20 protein-coding genes are annotated in these 21,203 nt (G+C 63.7%); 15 read left to right on the forward strand and 5 right to left on the reverse strand.

Annotated features, from left to right (window positions below):
• The first annotated feature begins 417 nt into the window (after positions 1-417).
• On the forward strand, positions 418-1,338 hold the full coding sequence (locus ACPPVR_RS09050; RefSeq protein ID WP_426613881.1) for a hypothetical protein: 921 nt from the start codon (positions 418-420) through the stop codon (positions 1,336-1,338).
• 13 nt (positions 1,339-1,351) lie between these two features.
• On the opposite strand, the gene ACPPVR_RS09055 is transcribed toward ACPPVR_RS09050, so the two are convergent.
• Both ACPPVR_RS09055 and ACPPVR_RS09060 read right to left on the reverse strand, forming a co-directional pair.
• Positions 1,352-1,930 carry a MarR family winged helix-turn-helix transcriptional regulator gene (locus ACPPVR_RS09055; protein WP_426613882.1) on the reverse strand — a complete coding sequence of 193 codons (579 nt, stop codon included), beginning with the start codon at positions 1,928-1,930 and terminating at the stop codon, positions 1,352-1,354.
• 564 nt (positions 1,931-2,494) lie between these two features.
• Entirely contained in the window at positions 2,495-3,346 is an 852-nt protein-coding gene (locus ACPPVR_RS09060; RefSeq protein WP_426613883.1) for an SDR family oxidoreductase, read from the reverse strand.
• A gap of 154 nt (positions 3,347-3,500) precedes the next feature.
• Between ACPPVR_RS09060 and ACPPVR_RS09065 the strand changes: the two genes are divergently transcribed.
• Complete coding sequence (locus ACPPVR_RS09065) at positions 3,501-4,232, forward strand: HAD family hydrolase (protein ID WP_426613884.1); 732 nt, start codon at positions 3,501-3,503, stop codon at positions 4,230-4,232.
• Between the two features lie 24 nt (positions 4,233-4,256).
• On the opposite strand, the gene ACPPVR_RS09070 is transcribed toward ACPPVR_RS09065, so the two are convergent.
• Both ACPPVR_RS09070 and ACPPVR_RS09075 read right to left on the reverse strand, forming a co-directional pair.
• Complete coding sequence (locus ACPPVR_RS09070; protein ID WP_426613885.1) at positions 4,257-4,664, reverse strand: nuclear transport factor 2 family protein; 408 nt, start codon at positions 4,662-4,664, stop codon at positions 4,257-4,259.
• 98 nt (positions 4,665-4,762) lie between these two features.
• Positions 4,763-6,247: a mannitol dehydrogenase family protein gene (locus ACPPVR_RS09075; protein ID WP_426613886.1), complete on the reverse strand. Its 1,485-nt coding sequence runs from the start codon at positions 6,245-6,247 to the stop codon at positions 4,763-4,765.
• A 146-nt stretch (positions 6,248-6,393) separates the two neighbouring features.
• Between ACPPVR_RS09075 and ACPPVR_RS09080 the strand changes: the two genes are divergently transcribed.
• The 7 genes from ACPPVR_RS09080 (at position 6,394) to ACPPVR_RS09110 (ending at position 13,747) form a co-directional block, all read left to right on the forward strand.
• Positions 6,394-7,206 (forward strand): FadR/GntR family transcriptional regulator, encoded by an 813-nt coding sequence (locus ACPPVR_RS09080; RefSeq protein WP_426613887.1) that lies wholly within the window; start codon positions 6,394-6,396, stop codon positions 7,204-7,206.
• 86 nt (positions 7,207-7,292) lie between these two features.
• Entirely contained in the window at positions 7,293-8,252 is a 960-nt protein-coding gene (locus ACPPVR_RS09085) for a sialic acid TRAP transporter substrate-binding protein SiaP (protein WP_426616057.1), read from the forward strand.
• A gap of 75 nt (positions 8,253-8,327) precedes the next feature.
• A complete protein-coding gene (locus ACPPVR_RS09090; RefSeq protein WP_426613888.1) occupies positions 8,328-8,906 on the forward strand; it encodes a TRAP transporter small permease in 579 nt (192 codons plus the stop codon).
• A 4-nt stretch (positions 8,907-8,910) separates the two neighbouring features.
• Positions 8,911-10,317, forward strand: a complete 1,407-nt coding sequence (locus tag ACPPVR_RS09095; protein ID WP_426613889.1) for a TRAP transporter large permease — start codon at positions 8,911-8,913, stop codon at positions 10,315-10,317.
• Entirely contained in the window at positions 10,314-11,363 is a 1,050-nt protein-coding gene (locus tag ACPPVR_RS09100; RefSeq protein WP_426613890.1) for an L-idonate 5-dehydrogenase, read from the forward strand. Before ACPPVR_RS09095 ends, ACPPVR_RS09100 begins: the two co-directional genes overlap by 4 nt.
• A 13-nt stretch (positions 11,364-11,376) precedes the next feature.
• Positions 11,377-12,567 (forward strand): mannonate dehydratase, encoded by a 1,191-nt coding sequence (uxuA, locus tag ACPPVR_RS09105; protein ID WP_426613891.1) that lies wholly within the window; start codon positions 11,377-11,379, stop codon positions 12,565-12,567.
• Between the two features lie 34 nt (positions 12,568-12,601).
• On the forward strand, positions 12,602-13,747 hold the full coding sequence (locus ACPPVR_RS09110; RefSeq protein ID WP_426613892.1) for an alpha-hydroxy acid oxidase: 1,146 nt from the start codon (positions 12,602-12,604) through the stop codon (positions 13,745-13,747).
• 379 nt (positions 13,748-14,126) lie between these two features.
• Here the strand turns inward: ACPPVR_RS09110 and ACPPVR_RS09115 are convergent, their stop codons facing one another.
• Positions 14,127-15,065 carry a LysR family transcriptional regulator gene (locus tag ACPPVR_RS09115; RefSeq protein WP_426613893.1) on the reverse strand — a complete coding sequence of 313 codons (939 nt, stop codon included), beginning with the start codon at positions 15,063-15,065 and terminating at the stop codon, positions 14,127-14,129.
• Between the two features lie 211 nt (positions 15,066-15,276).
• On the opposite strand from ACPPVR_RS09115, the gene ACPPVR_RS09120 reads away from it, so the two are divergent.
• The 6 genes from ACPPVR_RS09120 (at position 15,277) to ACPPVR_RS09145 (ending at position 21,182) form a co-directional block, all read left to right on the forward strand.
• Positions 15,277-16,359 (forward strand): ABC transporter ATP-binding protein, encoded by a 1,083-nt coding sequence (locus tag ACPPVR_RS09120; protein WP_426613894.1) that lies wholly within the window; start codon positions 15,277-15,279, stop codon positions 16,357-16,359.
• 35 nt (positions 16,360-16,394) lie between these two features.
• Positions 16,395-17,111 (forward strand): HAD family hydrolase, encoded by a 717-nt coding sequence (locus tag ACPPVR_RS09125; protein WP_426613895.1) that lies wholly within the window; start codon positions 16,395-16,397, stop codon positions 17,109-17,111.
• Between the two features lie 16 nt (positions 17,112-17,127).
• Entirely contained in the window at positions 17,128-18,435 is a 1,308-nt protein-coding gene (locus ACPPVR_RS09130; protein ID WP_426613896.1) for an NAD(P)/FAD-dependent oxidoreductase, read from the forward strand.
• 28 nt (positions 18,436-18,463) lie between these two features.
• Entirely contained in the window at positions 18,464-19,519 is a 1,056-nt protein-coding gene (locus tag ACPPVR_RS09135) for an ABC transporter substrate-binding protein (RefSeq protein WP_426613897.1), read from the forward strand.
• A gap of 68 nt (positions 19,520-19,587) precedes the next feature.
• On the forward strand, positions 19,588-20,400 hold the full coding sequence (locus ACPPVR_RS09140; protein ID WP_426616058.1) for an ABC transporter permease: 813 nt from the start codon (positions 19,588-19,590) through the stop codon (positions 20,398-20,400).
• A complete protein-coding gene (locus tag ACPPVR_RS09145; RefSeq protein WP_426613898.1) occupies positions 20,397-21,182 on the forward strand; it encodes an ABC transporter permease in 786 nt (261 codons plus the stop codon). The genes ACPPVR_RS09140 and ACPPVR_RS09145 overlap by 4 nt, the downstream gene beginning before the upstream one ends.
• The last annotated feature ends 21 nt before the right edge of the window (positions 21,183-21,203 follow it).

Consider the following 21,203-nt stretch of genomic DNA (forward strand, 5'->3'; position numbering starts at 1 on the left):
CTTGATGCTCTTGGTTTGTTTCCAGTTGTTTCTTGATATATCTAATCGCATCAGTTGATTTGAAATTCGAACTAGTTTTGCACCGTAGCGGTTATAAAGTTCCGCACACCCGTGGAATTACAGCTATTTTGGGTAGTGTCGCAGGTCCGTCACATTGAGGGGTTTTCAACCCCGGATTGACTCTCCTGGTCACGCACCCACATGCGACAATTCGACTCATGTATGTCGTTGAGACTCCAGCTTGGTGAAATCTTGGCGAGTGTGTGTCTTTCGAGTCGCACTTTCGCCTCGTGCATGACGCGTTTGACTCATTCGACGTCGCATCGCGCGTGACGGAACGTTTTCGATGCGCACGTTTCAGGCAAGCTTCGGCAATTAGCTTCGTTCAACAGATCGAAACGAACGGAGCATTTTCACATGTTGTCCGATGGAAAAACGCGTCCCAGCGAAACCGCAACTATGTCTGCGCCGCCGCAGCCTGCTCAAGCGGCGCGCGATGCGAAGGACAATAAGCCGGCTACAGGCACGAAACCTGCGGCAACAAGCGACGAAGTTGCGGCAAAAGAAGCGCTCGAGGGGTTGAAGCGGATTCGCGCCAAGGCGCGCCTCGACAAGATGGCGATCCCGAAGCCCGCGCAAGTCGTGATCAAGCCGGCCGTGATCGTGGCCAAGCCGCCGCCGCCCCGTCCAACATGGGTCGCACCACTCGCGACATTGGCGGTTGCCGCCATCCTGGTGGTTTGCGCCTGCACCGGCGTCATCGCCTATCTGACCATGCAGCCGAGCCAGACCAATGTCGCGGCCAATGCCGAGATGAGGAATCTGCGCGAAACGGTCGCGCAATTGCGCAAGCAATTGTCCGGCATGTCCGAAAATCTCGATGGCTTGCGCACCGCGGTCGATTTCTCGAGCAAGGCGACCAGCGACCGGTTCGGCCGGTTCGCCGAGAACCTGGATCGCATCGAGCGGGTGAGCTCGTCCTCGACAGCGAAGCTCGACAAGCTTGCCCAGGCGCAGGTTCAGGCGCAGACGACAGTCGCCGCGCTGCCGTCATCATCGACGCCGATGATGGCCTCGCTCGCCGTGCCCGAGACCACCGGTTCGGTGTCTCCGGCCGAACGCAGCTCGGCGCCGCGAAAGGTGATCAAGGGCTGGTCGGTTCGCCAGGCATATGAGGGGATTGCGATCCTGCAAGGTCCGAACGGCGTCGTCGAGGCCGTGTTGGGGCAGCAGGTGCCGAACCTCGGCCGCATCGAGGAGATCCGGAACGAGAACGGCCGGCTCGTGGTGGAAACCAGCGGCGGTTCCGTCTATTCGCCGCGCAAGGGGACGCCGTAACCGGCGGACCCGTCTATTGGCGGTGATGCTCGAAGCTGGTGCATAACAGGTCGATCTCCGCCTCGGCGATCGGCGCGCGAAATAGACGGCAGGTGAACTCGACCGTCGACTTGTTCTCGGAAGAGGTGCGGTCCTCCCGAAGGAAGATACATCGCTTGCAGACGTCGGTATGGTGACGCTGTTCGGCCGCGTCCGCCTGGTCGAGCACGTGTCGCAATGTGTCGCGAAAGCGGATCTTGCCGTCATCATCGAGCACGTCAATGGCCTCGACGAGGCCATTGACGGGATCGCGCGCGAGGAATTTTTTGCCCTGCTGCGTCACGCTCAGCATCACCGAGCGCTTGTCCTTGGCGGAGCGCTTCCGCTCCAGATAGCCCAGCCGCTCGAGTTCGCCGATGATGAACGAGGCGGTGCCGCGCGTGGTGCCGACGTAGCTCGCCAGTGCCGAAGGCGTCCTGGAAAACCGGTTGGCACGGGAGAGGAAGCGCAGCGCCATCCACTCGCGGTCGCGCATGCCATGCTTGGTGCCTTCGAACCAGAGGATCCGAGCCACTTGTCCCAACAATTCAATCGCTTCGCGAGCCAAATTCATTTCTGTGCCAGATCGGATAAAGCTATATTCAAGTGAGCGCTTGGTAGCGCAATCTATGCGGGTCGCAATAAAGCACTCGAGCGCTGCGTCGCTCGAAGCGGAAACACGTGCTGCGCTTGGAAGACGCCTCTCCGTTCTGGAGATTGAACGTTCGAGAGTGGAACTAGAGCGTCACAAAGAAAGTTCGAGTAAAGTACAAGGCTCAAGTCTTCTGAAAATTTCAGTCAAATGGCGGAGATTCCCGCGCAAATTCCGTGCTATGTGCGATGCCTGGGCAACATGATGTGTCGTTGCAGCCACGATCGAGCCCGATTGTTGCTGCGAGACGTTTCGAATTGCGCGTAAGCGCTCATGGGTTGCAACGCGCGATGGTGCGGCGGGCAGTGGGTGAACCGCCTTTTTCGGTTAATGGATGTTGCGACGCAATGCGACCTGACGGTTAAATCGGGCACGTAATCAAATCGGGAAATGCGGGAGTCTCGTCGGCAACGCGTCCGCCGCCGATTGGAGTCCAGTGCGGGCACGGCGGAGCGGAGACGAGTCTAGACGCAGAAACTCTTGTCCCTATCGTTCTTCACTCGCGCTCCACAGCGCATCCAAGCCCTGCCGATAGGTCGGATAAGCGAGCGTCACGCCAAGCTCGTGCTTCAATTTCGCGTTGGAGACCCGGGCATTGCCGGCATAGAAGCTGCGCGCCATCGGCGACATTTCGGCAGCCGCAAACGCTTCTTCGGCCGGCGGTGCAACACCCATCAGCTTCGCCGCATAGGCGATCACATCCTGCGGCGGCGCAGGCTCGTCATCGCAGACGTTCCATAGGCCGCCGCCCTGATGGCTAATCGCGGCCAGGATCGCGCCTGCGATATCGTCGACGTGAATGCGGTTGAAGACCTGGCCGGGCTTGATGATGCGCCGGGCCGTTCCCGCCCGCAACGTCGCGAGCGCATTGCGACCGGGGCCGTAGATGCCCGCAAGCCGCAGGATCGCGACATCGCCGCGCGCGGTCTCCGTCCACGCTTGTTCAGCGGCAAGCCGCATCCGCGTGCGGTCGAAGCTGGCCAGCGGAGGCGTGCTTTCGTCGACCCATGCGCCGCCGTGATCGCCATACACGCCGATGGTGGCCAGATAGATGATCTTGCGGCGGTGGCCCGCCGCCAGGACCTCGCCGAACGCGGCGATGGCGGGATCGCCGTTACCTCCCGGCGGGATCGACACGAGAACGACATCGGCGTCGCGAATGCGTTCGACCGTCTCGCGAGCCGGGCCGCTGCCGGAAAAGGCATGCAGCTCGACGCCGGCGAGGTCTTGCCGTGTCGCGGGATCGCGCACCGTTGCGGCGATGTGCGAGAAGGTGCCGCCGAATTTGCGGACAAAGCGCCGGGCGCTATAGCCGAAGCCGAGGATGAAGAGCCGCATGCGTCTCCCGTTCCGATGAGAGTTCCGAGCGCGCCGCCGCGCGCATGTCCGCTCATAAGGGATTTTTGGGTCCGGCAAAAGATATTGCGATTTTACTCGCCGGCCGCCTTGGGCGATGGTCGCCCGTCATGGTGTCATGAGGGAGGCGTCGATCATGCAGCCAGGCGCTGCAGAACTGGTCCGCCGCGCGGCCGCGCTGATCTTCGATGTCGACGGCACCCTGGCAGAGACCGAGGAGCTGCATCGGCGGGCCTTCAACGCAGCCTTCGTTCACCACGGCCTCGATTGGCGGTGGGACCGTGCCGTCTACAAGGACCTGCTGCGGGTCACCGGCGGCAAGGAGCGCATTCGCGCCTATCACGCAAGACAGAGGATCGCGTTCCCCCTGCCGGACGGGGACATCGCGGAACTTCATCGCATCAAGACCGCGCATTATGCCGAATTGGTCGAGACCGGCTGCTGTTCGTTGCGGCCGGGCGTGGCGGAGCTACTCGGCGCGGCGAAGGCGCGGGGGCAGCCGCTCGCGATCGCGACCACCACCTCGCACGGTAACATCGACGCGCTGCTGTCGCGCGCGCTCGGAAAACGCTGGGCCGCCGACTTCGACGCGATCGTCGCCGGCGATGATGTACGGCACAAGAAGCCTGCGCCGGACGTCTATCTCGAGATCCTGGCGCGGCTGAAGCTTGAACCTGCGGACTGTGTTGCGATCGAAGATTCTGGCAACGGCCTGATCGCGGCTTCACGGGCGAACATTCCGGTGCTCATCACCCGCAGCATGTTCTTTCGGGATGATGACTTCGCCGAAGCCCAGTTCGTGCTGGACGATCTGTCGGAACTCGAGGCCGCCGACAAAAAAACTGAAAAACAACCCCATGCACAGTAGATCACGCCGGCGTGTTCGCCGCGTTCAGTGGACGCGGTGGCTCGTTCTATCGTCTTCGGCCTGCTCGACAATTTGCGCGATTGGGCTCGACTGGTGGTGCACGAGGCGCCAGCCGTCGCCGACACGGCGAAAATGGTTGGCGGCGGCCAAAGCAGTGCCGTCGACGATCTCGATGCAGAGCACGCGCGCGCAGTCGCCGTCGATGATCGCCTGTGGTTCGGCACAAACGATCTGCGGCCGCTCCGGATTTTGCAGGATATCGCGCCAGCTCCCGATCACGGTGGCCCGCCCGACGATGGCCGGCCAGCCGGGATGGATGCAGGAAATGGCGTCGTCATCCGCCCACATCTGTTCCATGCCGTCAAAATCGCCCGTCGAAAAGGCGGCGTAGAAGGCCGCGTTCGCGGCGATGACCTCGGTGTCCTTTGCCATGCCTCTCGGGTGGGGCAATGACGGGCAAAAATCAAGCGCGACTTCCGTTGGAATTTGACCGCAGTGCAGCATGCAAGACGCTGCTGCCCACTTTGTAGTCACGCGGACACGTGCGCCTCTACAGCCCGCCGCGCACCCTCTGAATAAAGACGGCCGAGCGCTGCGGTCACGGCTTCGCGCAGGCGCGGTTCGGCGCCTAACGGGCCGAAAACCTTTGTCACGCCGAGCAGCACGGGCGCGAGCCGTTCGGCGACGGGACCTGCCTCGCGCGCCAGTGCCGCGAGTTCGCCGGCGAGCGGATCACGAACGTCGATCGCGCGGCCCTGCTCATCGATCGCGGTGACGTAACGCATCCAGCCGGCCACCGCGAGCGCATGTGTCGCGATCGGCAGATTCTTGAGCAGGCGGTCCTGCATTGCGCCGAGCAGCCGCTGCGGCAGCTTTTGCGAGCCGTCCATCGCGATCTGCCAGGTGCGGTGATGCAGCGCCGGATTGGAAAAGCGCTTGAGCAGAGAGGCGCGATAGGCGGCAAGGTCGGTGCTGACAGGCATCGTCAGCGTCACCGCGGCCTCCTCCATCACCCGCGCGGCGAGCCGCGCGAAATGCGGATCTTTCATGGTGTCGGCGATGGTCTCGTAGCCGGCGAGATAGCCGAGATAGGCCAGCGCCGAATGGCTGGCGTTGAGCAGCCGCAGCTTCATCAGCTCGAACGGCTTGACGTCAGTGACGAGCTCGACGCCCGCGGCGGCGAGATCGGGCCGGCCTGCGGAGAAGCGGTCCTCGACCACCCATTGCGTGAACGGCTCGGTCATCACCGGCCAGGCGTCGCGCATTCCGAGCGCAGCCGAAACCGCGTCGCGATCGGCATCGGTCGTCTCCGGCACGATGCGGTCGACCATGGTGCACGGGAAAGCGGTCGTATCCGCAATCCATTTGCCGAGATCCTTCGACCGCAGCGCTGCGAACTGCGCCACGATCCGCTGCACGGTGTGGCCGTTGGCTGCGAGGTTGTCGCAGCACAGCACGGTGAAGGGCGAAAGCCCCTGCGCGCGCCGGCGCGCCAGCGCAGCAACGATGAAGCCGGGCGCCGAGCGCGGCGCGTCGAAATTGTTCAGATCGTGCATCACGTCCGGATGCCGCTCGTCGAGATCGCCGGTCTGCGGCGTGTGGCAATAGCCCTTCTCGGTCACGGTGAGCGAGACGATGCGGATGGCGGGATCGGTCATCCGCTCGACCAGCGCTGCCGGCTTCTCGCGCGCGACAACGCTGTCGAGCAGTGCGCCGATCACGCGATGCTCGGTGCCTTCGGCGGCGCGTACGGCAACAGTATAGAGGTGATCCTGCGGGGCGAGAGCGTCGCGCGTGTCCGGACTGCGCAGGCTCGCGCCGATGATGCCCCAGGCGGTGGCACCAGTTGCAAGACAATCGTCGATGACGACGGCCTGGTGGGCACGATGAAAGGCACCCAAACCGAGATGCACGATGCCGGGCGTGACGCGCGAACGGTCATAGGTCGGGCGGCGGATGGCTGGCGGCAGCCGGTCGAGATTGGCGCGGCCAAGGCGTGTTGAACTAAGCCGCATCGTCGTTTCTCCCTGTGTTTGGCCGCTGCTTGACATGGCGCCCGTGCTCGGTCAATGCTTCGGTCAATTGGTAAGGCCAATTATCCAAAATTGGCGGGCCGCCGGGGTGGAAGCCTCCCCGGCGAGACCCTTTTGGGGAGGCCAGCGTGCCGCTGGAAGCTGTGGAGGCGAGACGGCTTTATCGCCAAATCGCCGATCAATTGCGAAGCCTGATCGACAGCGGCGAGTACGCGGTCGGCAGCCGCTTGCCGACCGAGCGCGAGCTCGCCGAGCAGCTCAAGGTGTCGCGGCCGACGGTGCGCGAAGCCCTGATCGCACTCGAGGTCGAGGGCCGCGTTCGCATCCGCGTCGGTTCCGGCATCTATGTGATCGATCCCGCGGGCGCAGCGCCCGTGTCGGCGGCGGTCGTCATTGAAGGCCCGTTCGAGCTGCTGCGCGCCCGCGAATTCCTCGAAAGCGCGATCGCCGAACAGGCCGCGCGCGTGGCGACCAAGGATGACGTCGCGCGCATCGACGCCGCTCTCGTCGCGATGGAGAATGTCGACCATCCCGGCGAAGCCTCGATGGTCCACGACCGCGCCTTCCATGTCGCGATCGCCGGATGCCTCGGCAATGCGGTGCTGGTGCGCGTGGTCGGCGAGCTGTTCGACCAGCGCCTCAATCCCTATTTCGCGCAGCTTGCGCATTATTTTGAAAATCCAGGCACGTGGCGCACGGCGCTCGACGAGCATCGGACCGTGCGCGATGCCATTGCGGCGCGGCAACCCCAGGCTGCCCGCGATGCCATGCGCGATCATCTCGCGCATTCGCAGGAGCGCTTTGCGCAGAATTTTGGCGCCGAGGCCGTAGCCGGATCGTCATCCGGCCAGAAGCGGACGGCGGGATCCAAGGCGAAGCCGGCAACGGCAAAACGCTTGCCGAAAAGGCAGGCCAAGAGCGGCAGCGCGCGACGGCGATGACATCGGGCGGCCCGCATTGTTTCGGCGCGGGTGAACAAGAAGCAGACTTAAAAGATGGAGGAAAGTCAGTGTTGAAGAAGATGACGATGGTGCTGGCGACGTCAGTCGCGGCGATGCTCGCGACAACCAATGCCGGCATGGCGCAAACCAAGCTGAAATGGGCCCATGTCTACGAGACCTCGGAGCCGTTCCACACCGCCTCGGTCTGGGCCGCGCAGGAAATCGGCAAGCGCACCAACGGGCGCTATCAGATCGACGTCTATCCGGCGTCCCAGCTCGGCAAGGAAGCCGATATCAACCAGGGCCTTTCGCTCGGCTCGGTCGACATCATCATCTCCGGCTCGAGCTTCGCGGCCAAGAGCTTTCCGCCGATCGGCGTGACCTATTATCCCTACACCTTCCGCGATGCCGACCATCTCCTTGCCTACACCAAGAGCGACATCTTCAAGGAACTCGCCAAGGGTTATGAGGACAAGAGCGGCCACCACATCATCGCGGTGACCTATTACGGCGTGCGCCAGACCTCGTCGAACAAGCCGATCAAGACCTGTGCGGACCTCAAAGGTCTGAAGATGCGCGTACCCGACGTTCCCGCCTATCTGGCGATGCCGCGCGCCTGCGGCGCCAACACCGCGCCGATTGCGTTCGCCGAAGTCTATCTCGCGCTTCAGAACGGCACCGTCGAAGCCCAGGAAAACCCGCTGACCACGATCGAGGCCAAGAAGTTCTACGAGGTGCAGAAGCACATCGTGCTGACCGGCCACATCGTCGACCACCTCAACACGGTGGTGGCGGGCGCGCTCTGGAAGAAGCTCTCCGACGAGGACAAGAAGATCTTCACCGACGTTGCGCAGGAGGCCGCCGCCAAGGCGACCGACGAGATCAAGCAGAACGAAGCCAAGCTCGTTGCCTTCTTCAAGGAGAAGGGCCTGACCGTGACCGAGGTCGACAAGAACGAGTTCCGCGACATCGTGCTGAAGAACGTTCCGTTCGAGACCTTTGGCTATCGCAAGGCCGACTGGGAACGCATCCAGGACGTGAAGTAACCGACGCGGTGATTCCGGGTTCGACGCTCACGCGTCGGCCCGGAATGACGTTCACGTCCTCTAAGGAGTAACCCCATGTCGACCGCCGAAACCCACCGGCAGATCACCGCGGACGAGATCGCCCATACCTTCGAGGAGGAGGCGACGCCGAAGGTCGATCTCGGCATCTACGCGTTCGAGGACTGGATCGCGCTGGTGATCTTCTGGGTGATGGCGCTTGCCGTCTTCCTCCAGTTCTTCACCCGCTATGTGCTCAACGACAGCTACGCCTGGACCGAGGAGATCGCGACCTACTGCCTGATCGGCGTGGTCTTCATCGGCGCGTCGATGTGCGTGCGGCTGTCGCGGCACATCCAGGTCGACCTGATCTATCGCTATCTGCCGCATCTCGTGGCACGCGCGCTGTCGTCGGCGATCGACCTGATCCGGATCGCCTTCTTCGGCTACGCCATCAAGCTGGTCTGGGTCTACATCCAGATCATCGGCGACGAGAACATGACCACGATCAATTTTCCGAAGAACTACGTCTATTACGCTGTGCTGCTCGGCTTCGTGCTGATGTTCGTGCGCTCCGTTCAGGTCGCTTTGCAGCACCTGCGGCAGGGCTATTCGATCCTCGAACGTCCTGGCGCCTACGACGGTTTTGAAGGGTAAAGTCATGCTGCTGTTGCTTGGAGGTTTCCTCGTCCTGATGCTGCTCGGCGTTCCCGTGGCGATCGCCATGGCGTCGTCGTCGCTGCTCTACATCCTGGTCAGCGGGGTGACGCCCGACGTCACGCTGGCGCAGCGCATGATTGCCGGTGTCGAGAGCTTTCCGTTGCTCGCCGTGCCCTTCTTCATTCTGGCCGGCAATCTCATGAACATCGCCGGTGTCACCGGGCGCATCTACAAATTCGCTGTGGCGCTGGTCGGCTGGATGCGCGGCGGCCTCGGCCACGTCAACATCATCGGCTCGGTGATCTTCTCCGGCATGTCCGGCACCGCGATCGCGGACGCCGCCGGTCTTGGCACCATCGAGATCAAGGCGATGAAGGACCACGGCTACTCCACCGAGTTTTCGGTCGGCGTGACCGCGGCCTCCGCGACGCTCGGCCCGATCATACCGCCGTCACTGCCGTTCGTGATCTACGGCATGATGGCCAACGTCTCGATCGGCGCGCTGTTTCTCGGCGGCGTCATCCCCGGCGTCGTGATGACGCTGCTGATGATGGCGACCGTGACTTACTTTGCGCACAAGAACAATTGGGGCAGCGATGCGCCGTTCTCCTGGCCGCAGCTCGGCTCGGCCGGGCTCGAGATCGCCATCGTGCTCGCTTTCCCGCTCGCGATCTGGCTGATGACGCTTGCCGGCATGTCGACCAATATGGCGGTGGTTATCGGCCTCGGCACGCTTCTCGCGATCGACTGGTATTTCGACTTCTCCGCGGTCATGGCGCTGATGGCGCCGGTGATCCTGATCGGCGGCATGACGCTCGGCTGGTTCACGCCGACGGAAGCCGCGGTCGCCGCCGTGATCTGGTCGCTGTTCCTCGGCCTCGTGCGTTACCGCACCATGACGCTGAAGACGGTGGCGAAGGCGACCTTCGATACCATCGAGACCACGGCCTCGGTGCTGTTCATCGTCACCGCCGCCTCAATCTTCGCCTGGCTCCTCACGGTGTCGCAGGCAGCCCAAATGCTGTCGGACTGGATGCTCAGCATCACCCACAACAAATGGGTGTTCCTGGCGCTTGCCAACATCCTGATCCTGTTCGTCGGCTGCTTCATCGACACCACGGCGGCGATCACCATTCTGGTGCCGATCCTGTTGCCGATCGTGCTCAAGCTCGGTATCGATCCGATCCATTTCGGCCTGATCATGACGCTGAACCTGATGATCGGCCTGCTGCATCCGCCGCTGGGCATGGTGCTGTTCGTGCTGGCGCGGGTTGCAAAACTCTCGGTCGAGCGCACGACGGTCGCGATCCTGCCCTGGCTGGTGCCGCTGATGCTCGCGCTGATCGCGATCACCTACATTCCTGAACTGACCCTCTGGCTGCCAAAATACATGGGACTCTCCAAATGACCTCAGTCGCTCTCGCCGCAACCCTGTTCGGCCCCGAAGATCTGCGCATGATCGAGCATCCGCTCGACAAGCTGGCAGCGGGCATGGTGCGCATCCGCTTCGGCGCCGGCGGCATCTGCGGCTCGGACATGCACTATTTCCGCCATGCCCGCACCGGCGATTTCGTGGTGAAGTCGCCACTCGTGCTCGGGCACGAGATCTCCGGCGAGGTCGTCGAGATCGCAGGCTCGACAGCGAACCTGAAGGTCGGCGACCGCGTCGCCGTCAATCCGTCGCGCTGGTGCGGCCATTGCGTTGCCTGCCGCGAGGGCCGGCAAAACCTCTGCGAGAATATCTACTTCATGGGCTCAGCCTCGAAGACCCCGCATATGCAGGGCGGCTTCGCCAATTTCTTTGACGCGATCCCCGCGCAGTGCGTGAAGATCCCAGACCACGTGTCTTATCAGGCCGCGGCGCTCGCGGAGCCGCTCGCGGTCTGCCTGCACGCGGTCGCGCGCGCCGGCAAAATCGAGGGCAAGCGTGGCATCATCTTCGGCGCCGGCCCGATCGGACTTTTGACCATGCTCGCCGCGCGCCGCGCCGGCATGGCCGACATCACGGTGGCCGACATCGCGTCGGCGCCGCTCGCCTTCGCGACCCGGCTTGGTGCCTCTCACGTCGAGAATGTCGCGGGTGGGGAAGAGGGCCTGAAGGCGCAGGCCGCTTCGCGTCCTTATGACGTCGCCTTCGAGGTCTCGGGCACGGCCGCGGGCCTTGCCAGTGCTATCGGCACAGTTCGGCGTGGCGGCATCGTCGTGCAAATCGGCAACCTGCCGGGCGGGCAAATTCCGACGCCGGCGAATGCGGTGATGGCCAAGGAGATCGACCTGCGCGGCTCGTTCCGCTTCGGGCTCGAGTTCATGACCGCGGTGGAACTGATTGGGGCCGGCAGTGTCGACGTTTTGTCGCTTGTCACCGCCGAGCGGCCTTTGTCGAGCGCGCCGGACGCGCTGCGGCTGGCGCTCGACCGCTCGCAGAGCGTCAAGGTCGTGTTGACTGCCAACTGATTGGAGACAACTCATGATGCTAGAGGGATGGCGCTGGTACGGGCCGGATGATCCGGTCTCGCTCGACGATGTCAGGCAGGCCGGGGCGACGGATATCGTCTCGGCGTTGCATCAGGTGCCGATTGGTGAAGCCTGGACGCGCAAGGCAGTCGAGGAGCGCAAGAACTTTATCGAGCACGGCCAGCCCGGCCGCTCGCAACTGACCTGGTCGGTGGTGGAATCGATTCCGATTCCCGACGACGTCAAGCGGCTCGGGGCCAAGGCGACGCGCTCGATCGAGGCGTGGATCGCGAGCCTGGAGGCGGTCGCCGCCGCTGGCATCAAGATCATCTGCTACAATTTCATGCCGGTGGTCGATTGGTGCCGCACCGATCTGGAATGGGAGCTGCCGAACGGCGCCCGTGCCATGCGCTTCGACCAGGATCGCTTTGCCGCGTTCGAGCTGCATATCCTGAAGCGGCCGGCAGCACTCCAGGAGTATTCGCCTGAGCAGCAGGCGCGCGCGAAAAAGCTCTTCGACAAGATGAGCCAGGCGGACATTGACTACCTCATCATGACTATCGCCAGCGCGCTGCCTGGCTCGACCACCGAGCCGATGACGATTCCGCAATTCCGCGACCGGCTCGAACAATATCGCGACATCACGCCGAAGATCTTGCGTCAGCACCTCGCTGAATTTCTAGGCCGCGTCGCACCCGTCGCCGAGCAATTCGGCGTCTCGCTGACGCTGCATCCGGACGACCCGCCACGTCCGCTGTTCGGCCTGCCTCGCATTGCCTCGACCGCCGACGACTATCAGGCGCTGTTCGATGCCGTGCCGTCCAAGGCCAACGGCATCTGCCTGTGCACGGGCTCGCTCGGCGTTCGCGCCGAGAACAATCTGCCGGCGATGGCCGAGCGCTTCGGCCCGCGCATCGCCTTTGCGCATCTGCGCGCGACCAAGCGCGAGGCGGACGGCCTGTCGTTCTACGAGTCCGATCATCTCGACGGCGACGTGGACATTGTCGCGGTGCTGAAGGCGCTCTTGAAGGAGAACGCGCGGCGTTCGCCAGACAAGAGAATCGTGTTCCGTCCTGATCACGGCCACCGCATGCTGGACGATCTCGCCGCCACCAAGCGGACTAATCCCGGCTATACTGCAATCGGCCGCCTCCGCGGCCTCGCCGAGCTCCGCGGCGCGATCCGTGCGATCGAGCATCAATAGGAGATCCGCAGCGGTGCGTGAGCGGAGGTAGGAAATGCGCCTGGCACAGTGTCATAACTTCCACGATTTCCGGCGGCTGGCGCGTCACCGGCTGCCCGGCCCGATCTTCAACTATATCGACGGCGCCGCCGACGATGAAACGACCCATCGCCGCAACAGCGCCAGCTTCGAGCATTGCGATTTGCTGCCCAACGTGCTGCGCGGCGTGCAGCAGGTCGACCTTTCGGTGACGGTCATGGGCCAGAAGCTCGCGCAGCCGTTCTACTGTTCGCCGACCGCCTTGCAGCGGCTGTTCCATCATGACGGCGAGCGCGCCGTCGCTGCGGCCGCTGCGAAATATGGCACCATGTTCGGTGTCTCCTCGCTGGGCACGGTTAGCCTCGAGGAATTACGCAAGGCCTACGACACGCCGCAGGTCTATCAGTTCTATTTCCACAGGGATCGAGGTCTCAACCGCGCCATGATGCAGCGCGCCAAGGAGGCGGGCGTCGAGGTGATGATGCTGACGGTCGACAGCATCACCGGAGGAAATCGCGAGCGCGATCTGCGCACCGGCTTCAGCATTCCCTTCCGCTTGACGCTTGCCGGGATGCTGCAGTTCGCGATCAAGCCGGCATGGGGCATCCAGTATGTCACCCACGAGAAATTCAGGCTCCCGCAGCTGGAAGAGCATGTCGACATGAGCGGCGGCGCCATGTCGATCGGCCGTTATTTCACGGAGATGCTGGATCCCGCGATGAACTGGGACGATGTCGCGGAGATGGTGCGGACCTGGAACGGGCCGTTTTGCCTGAAAGGGATCATGTCGGTGGAAGACGCGCGCCGCGCGGTTGATATCGGCTGTGCCGGGATCGTCCTGTCCAACCATGGCGGGCGCCAGCTCGACGGCTCCCGTTCAGCCTTCGATCAACTCGCCGAAGTCGTCGATGCCGTGGGTGACCGCATCGACGTGATGATGGATGGTGGCATCCAGCGCGGAACCCATATCCTGAAAGCGTTGTCGCTCGGGGCCAAGGCAGTAGGGCTTGGACGATACTATCTCTATCCGCTCGCCGCCGCCGGCCGGCCCGGCGTCGAACGGGCCCTCGGCCTGCTGCGCGCCGAACTCGAGCGCGACATGAAGCTGATGGGGTGCACGTCGATCAGCCAGCTGTCGCGCGCCAATCTGCGCTTCAGGTAGCGCGCCTCGGTCGCCCGTCGTCAATAACAAGCTGCCGTCGTGCCGCCACCAAGCGCACCAATCCCGGCTACATCGCGATCGGACGCCTGCGCGGCCCCGCCGAGCCGTGCGGCGTGATCCGCGCCATCGAGCATCGTTGAGGCCAAGCTCTATCCAATCGTCATTGCGAGCGCAGCGAAGCAATCCAGAATCCCTCCGCGGGAAGACTCTGGATTGCTTCGCTGCGCTCGCAATGACGTGGAGGGAGTGGTGCCGATGCTTCCACAGCGTCATGGCCGGGCTTGTCTCGGCCATCCACGTCTTGCCCCGCGGTACGGAGAACGTGGATGCCCGGGACAAGCCCGTGCATGACGACCTCTCGAGAATGTTCGTTCGCGGCCTAGTAACAAGCCGCCATCGCGCCGAGCTTCGGATAGAGCCGGTCGATCGCAGCGATCTCGCTTTGCATCTGTGCGAGGATCCAGTCGCGGATCTCGGCGGCGATCGGGCGCATGGGGCGGTTGCGCGGTGGCAGGAATTCGCAGATGCGCCGGGTGGTGGTGAGCGTCTCCGACGCCGGCACCAGCGCGCCGGTCAGGAGCCAGTGCGAGGCGACGGTCAGCCAGCCGAGCGCGATGCCCTGGCCGAGTAGGGCCGCCTGCACCACGACGGCATAGTCGGTGAAGCTCAGCGCCTTGGCCGCACCGCGGCGCCCGGTGAGAAGCGAGGAATAGTCCGCGGCCCAATCGCCTGGTGTCTCGGCGAGACGAATGATGGTGTTGCCCTCGGCGGAATCGGTCTCGCCGAGATAGCCGGGACTGCACATCGGCAGCATGACTTCCTTCATCACCAGCGTGCCGCCCGACGACGGTTCCTCGCGATCGCGAAAGCGCATGCCGAGGTCGACATTCTCCACCGGTCCGCGCAGCGCGCCGGAGATGAGCTGGAAGCGCAGATCGACTTGCGGAAATTGCCGCTGCAGCTTGTCGATGCGCGGCATCAGCCAATGCGTCGTGAAGGCGGATGAGACCGACAGCGTCACCGTCTCGGTGCCCTTGCGGCGCCGCTCGATCTCGACCAGCCCACTCTCGATACTGCGAAAGCCGTCGAGCACGCGGCGATAGAGCAGTTCGCCTTCCTCGGTCAGTACAGCGCGTCCTGCCTTGCGGTCGAACAGGCGTACGCCGAGATGCTCCTCGAACTGTCCGAGCATCCGGCTCACCGCAGGCTGCGTGACGTTCAGTTCCGCTGCTGCTGCGGTGAAGCTGCCGTTGCGCGCCGCTGCGTCGAAGACGAACAGGGCGTTACTGGAGGGCAGCATCCGGCGCAGCTCAGACATAACGCCATGTTATGAGCCGTGTGAGAATTTGGCAATTGCCGAGTTCTGCCAAGTCTGGTGTCATTGGCATGACAGCCTAAACTCAGGGTCTTCGAGAGAAGATTTGGTGCGGCGCACGCTTCGAGCGTGGGTGCTTCAAAACCCTGTCTATAATGCAGGCTTATGGCGCGCAGTGAGGCACGCCAGCTAGGGACATGGGCGAGGTCGATCGTTGGACAAACGAGCGGAAAGCGTCGAGATCAGGTCCGCGAGCAAGGCTTACGGCGCGGTTCGCGCGCTCGATGACGTGTCCCTCAATGTCGGCGCCGGCGAGTTCGTCTCGCTGCTCGGTCCCTCCGGTTCCGGCAAGACCACGCTGCTCGGAATCCTCGGCGGCTTCATCCTGCCATCGAGTGGAACGATCCTCTTTGGTGGCCGCGACGTCACCTGGATGCCGCCGCACAAGCGCGACATCGGCGTCGTGTTCCAGAACTACGCGCTGTTCCCTCATATGAGTGTCGGCGAGAACGTCGCCTTTCCCTTGCGCGCGCGCCGCCTGCCGAAAGCGAGCTGGCCGGACAAGGTGCGCGCGGCGCTCGCGATGGTCGGCCTTGCCGGCTACGAGGAGCGCGGCATCGCACAGCTCTCCGGTGGCCAGCGCCAGCGTGTAGCGCTGGCGCGCGCCATGATCTTCGAGCCGCGCCTGATCCTGATGGACGAGCCGCTCTCGGCGCTCGACAAGCAGCTGCGCGAATCCATGCAGATCGAGCTGCGCACGCTGCACAAGCGCATCGGCGCCACCATCATCTACGTCACCCACGACCAGCGCGAAGCCCTGACCATGAGCGACCGGGTCGCCGTGATGAAGGACGGCAGGCTGATCCAGATCGACGAGCCCGAGCGGCTGCACGATCACCCGGCGGATTCGTTCGTCGCAAGTTTTATTGGCGAGGCGACGATGTTGCCGGTCCGCCGTGTCGATGCCTCCAGCGTCGCGCTCGGCAACGCGCTGCTGCGCAGCGCCCGCGCCATTCCTGACGGCGATGCGCTGATGCTCGCCGTGCACAGCGAGAAGCTGCTGATCGACGACGGCGCGCAGGATGCGGCCTGCAACCGGCTGACCGGGACGGTCACCGACATCGTCTACCAGGGCGAGAGCCTGCGCATCTTCCTGGCGCTCGCCGACGGCCTCGCGCTCAGCCTGCGCCAGCCAGCCTACCACCAGGCCTATAGCCGCATTCCGCCGCTCGGCGGCAACCTCACCGTCACCCTTCACCCCGAGGACACCATCGTCGTGCCCAGGGTGGGGGACTGAACTCAAGCCTTGTCCAACCGAGAGAAGAAGCCAAAATGTCGTCAGCAGCCTCGTTCAGCAATTTCAAGGTCCTCACCTTCGACGTCGTCGGCACCTTGATCGATTTTGAGACCGGCGTGCTCTCCGCGGTGCGCAGGATCTCGGGCAAGACGCCGGCCGAGCTCAGCGACGACAAGATCTTCGAATCCTACAAGCGCGGCCGCGACCAACACTATGAGCGGTCGAGCGAGGTGATGTTCCACGTCTACCGCTACCTCGCCAAGGAACTCGGGCTGCCGGCTGATGATGCCTCCTGCGATGTGTTCCAGCTTTCGGTGCTGCGCTGGGGACCGTTCCCGGATTCCGTCGAGGCCCTGAAGCGCCTGCGCACGAAATTCCGGCTGGTTGCGATGACCAATGCCGATCGCGTCGCGCTGTCCTGCTATGCGCACGCGCTCGGCGATCCCTTCGACGACACCGTATGCGCCGACGAGACCGGCGTTGCCAAACCCAATCCGGAATTCTTCGCCTACAACAAGGGCCGGCAGTCTGCTTTCGGCTACAAGCAGTCCGACATTTTGCATGTCGCCCAGAGTCAGCATCATGACATCGGGATCGCGCGAAAGCTCGGCTACAAGGTGTGCTGGATCGAGCGGCGCCAGGGCATGGCGGGCTTCGGCGGCACGCCCGCCGTCGAGACGCTGACCAAGCCGGACTTCCACTTCCCAACACTGAAGGCGCTCGCCGACGCGGCGATCGGACCGGCGGCGTAAATCCGTGAGCGCGGGCATGACACGGGACTGGAGCGCACTGCCATCGGCCAACTCGCTGTGGGAAGCCACAGCGGAGCCGGCGCGCGCGTTTCCGGTCCTGTCGGGCGAGAGCCAAGCGGATGTGGTGATCATCGGCGCGGGCTATACCGGCCTGTCGGCCGCGCATCACATCGCCAAGAGCGGTCTTTCGCCCATCGTGCTCGAGGCCAACCGTCCCGGCTGGGGCGCGAGCGGACGCAATGGCGGGGTAATCACCGCGAAATTCCGTCTCTCGTTCCGCGAGGTCGATGCCGTGCATGGCCGCGCGATGGCGCGGCGCATGTACGAGATCGCACATGAGTCGACCGACATCGTCGAGGAACTGGTGTCGGAGTTCGGCATCACCAGCGCGGCGCTGACGCGCACCGGCCAGGTCAAGGCTGCGCACAATGAGACGACGCTGAAGGCTGCGATCGACGAAGTGGAGTGGATGAAGCAGGAAATGGGCTCCGCCGAGGTCCGCATCCTCGACAAGCGCGGTGTGCGCGAGGAGACCGGCTCCGACATCTTCGTCGGCGGCGTGCTCAATCCCGGCTCCGGCGGCATCCATCCGCTGAACTATCTGCGCGGCCTCGCGGATGGCGTTGCGCGCCGCGGTGTCCCCATCTTTCAGGAGTCGCCGGTCGTCAAACTTCGGCGCGAGAACGATGGCATCGTGGCTGAAACGCCGCAAGGCGCTGTGCGCGCAAAGCAGGCGATCATCGCCACCAACAGCTATTCCGATCTCACCGGCGCGACCGCGCAGTTGCAGCGCACGCTGATCCCGTTCCGCAGCGCCATGGTCGCGACCGAAAAGCTGCCACGCAATCTCGCCGGAAAGCTGATGCCGACGGGACGCACCTACACCGAGACCAAGCGCATGATGCGCTGGTTCCGCATGGTCGACAATCGCGTCATTTTTGGCGGCCGCGGCGCCTTCGGCAAGCAGGATTCGGAATCCGCGTTCGATGCGCTGCGCAAGGCGATGATCGGCATCTTCCCGGATCTCACTGAGGTGCCGCTCGCGTATAAATGGTCGGGCCTCGTCGCAATGACGATGGACTCGGTGCCGCATATCGGCCGGCTCGACGACCGCACCCTGTTCTCGATGGGCTACAACGGCGCGGGCGTTGCGATGTCGAGCCTGATGGGCCGTTATCTCGCCGCCTTCGTCCGCGACGAGACGCCCGATGTCGGGCTGCTAGATGCGCGGCGCCTGCAAGCCATTCCGTTTTATCCGTTGCGCGAACCTGCCGTGCGCATGGTCGCCGGCTGGTACCAGTTTCTCGATGCGATCGGTCAATGACATTTATTTGGTGACAGAGGAGGCGAGGATGACGATGAAACAGCACTTTGGCTACGCCCTGTTGGGCGCTTCGCTCGGCGCGATTGGGCTCAGCGGCACCGCGGCCAGCGCCGCCGAGCAGATCACCTTCGTCTCGCAAGGCGGCGCCTATCAGCAGGCGCAGACCGTGGCGATCCTCGATCCCTCGGCGAAGAAGCTCGGCATCACCATCAACCAGGATTCCATTCCCGACGCCTGGCCCGCGATCAAGACCCAGGTCGGCAGCGGCAAGCCGATCTGGGATGTCGTCGACACGCCGACCGGCTATTGCCTGCGCGGCGGCGAGCAGGGGCTGATCGAAAAACTCGACTTCTCGAAGATCCCGAACGCTGCGGCGATGCCGGAGGCGTATCGCAGTCCCTATTCGGTGTCCTACGAGTTCTATTCCAGCGTGCTGGCCTACAGCCAGAAGACCTTCCCGAAGGACGCGCCGAACAGCTGGGTGGATTTCTGGGACGTCAAGAAATTCCCCGGCCGCCGCGCGCTACGCAACCATCCGATCGCCACGCTCGAGGCGGCGCTGATGGCCGACGGCGTCGCGCCCGACAAGCTCTACCCGCTCGACGTCGATCGCGCCTTCAAGAAGCTGGACGAGATCAAGCCAAGCATCACGGTGTGGTGGACCTCGGGCGCGCAATCTGCGCAACTGCTCAACGACGGCGAGGTCGACATGGAGATGGCCTGGAACGGCCGCGTCAGCGCCGTCGCCAAGGAAGGCGCAAAAGTCGCATTCACCTATAACCAGGGCATCTTGCAAAGCACCTCGCTCTGCATCCTCAAGGGCGCGCCGAATCTCGACACGGCGGTGAAATTCCTCAACGAGGCCGTCGATCCCGTGCATCAGGCCAATCTGCCGCTCAATATCGACTACGGCCCGGGCAATCCGAAGGCGTTCGACACCAGCGTGATCAAGCCCGAGCGCGCCGCGCAATTGCCGAGCGAGCCGGCCAATGCGGCCAAGCAGGCGCTAATGTCCTACGCCTGGTGGTCCTCGCCGGCCGGCGAGGCCGCCGAGAAGCGCTGGGCATCGTTCATGCAGAAGTGAGCGAGGCAGCGTTGACGACATCCGTGCCAGATCCATCGCAGAAGCATCAGCGCCGTGAGCACGGCCTGATGCTGGCTTTGGTGTCGCCGGCGCTGCTGGTGATCTTGGCTCTGATCGTGTTGCCGGTCGGCTGGCTCGCCTGGCAGTCGATCTACCACGACGGCTTCACGCTGGAGAACTACCGCCGCATCTTCACCGAGGACATCTACTGGCGTAGCTTTGCGCTGACCTTCGAGATCAGCCTCGCGGTCACCGTGATCGCGCTGCTGCTCGGCTATCCCGTGGCGTATCTCGCCAATTCCGTGCCGAAAGGATGGAGCATCCTCATCCTGGCGCTGGTCGTGCTCCCGTTCTGGACCAGCGTGCTGGTGCGGGCCTATGCCTGGCTGGCGCTGCTCCAGCGCACCGGCGTGATCAACCAGCTTTTGCGCTATCTCGACGTCATCGGCGAGCCGCTCGCGCTGGTGCACAACACGTTTGGCACGGTGGTCGCGACTGTGCACATCCTGCTGCCGTTCATGGTGCTGCCGCTCTATGCCACCATGCAGAAGATCCCGGGGGATCTGATGCAGGCCGGCGCCAGCCTCGGCGCGAGCCCATCGCTGACGTTCATGCGCGTCTTCCTGCCGCTGTCGCTGCCGGGCATGCTCGCGGGCTGCACCATGGTGTTCGTGCTCTGCCTCGGCTTCTACATCACGCCGGAGCTGCTCGGCGGCGGTCGCACGGTGATGGTGTCGATGCTGGTGAGCCGGAATGTCGAGCTCTACAACCAGTTTGGCGCGGCCAGCGCGGTTGCGGTGGTGCTGCTCGCCAGCGTGCTGCTGATCTTCGCCGTCGTCAGCCGCTTCATTTCGCTCGATCGCATCTTGGGGCAGAAATGACGCGTGTATCGCCAGCACGGATCGCTCTCTACGTGATCAGCGCGCTGGTGCTGATCTATCTGATTCTGCCGGTACTGATCATCGCGCCGATCTCGTTCTCCAGCGCGCGCTTCCTGACCTTCCCACCGCCGTCGTTCTCGCTGCGCTGGTATCAGCAATATTTTTCGAACCCGGCCTGGATGCAGGCGACGCGGGTGACGCTGACGGTCGCGTTTCTCACCGTGCTGATCGCGACGCCGCTCGGCGTCGCCGCCGCCTACGCCATCAGCCAATCCAAGCTGCGTATCATGCGGATCTTCCACATGGCGCTGCTGCTGCCGCTGGTGGTGCCGATCATCATCACCGCCGTCGGCATCTTCTTTGTCTACGCCAAGGTCGGCCTGGTTGCGACCTTGCCGGGCCTCGTGCTGGCGAACGTGATGCTGGGCTTGCCATACGTCGTCATCTCCGTGCTGGCGGGCATGCAAAGCTTCGATCCGGCGCAGGAGATGGTGGCGCGCAGCCTCGGCATGAGCCGCCTGCGCAGCTTCTTCGCTGTGACCTTGCCGCAGATCAAGTCCAGCGTGCTCGCGGGCGGCATCTTCGCTTTCATCTCGGCGATGGACGAAACCATCGTCGCGCTTTTCATCTCCGGCGGCCAGTATCAGCCGCTGACCAAGCGCATGTTCACCGCGCTGCGCGACGAGATCGACCCGACCATCGCCGCGATCTCGACGCTGATGACCACGGCGTCCTTCATGCTGGTGCTGCTGGCGAGCACACGGCAGAAGAAGGGTGGATGAGGAGCCTCTATCGCCTGCCTT

This window comes from Bradyrhizobium sp. McL0616, from assembly GCF_049993385.1.
Lineage (GTDB): Bacteria > Pseudomonadota > Alphaproteobacteria > Rhizobiales > Xanthobacteraceae > Bradyrhizobium.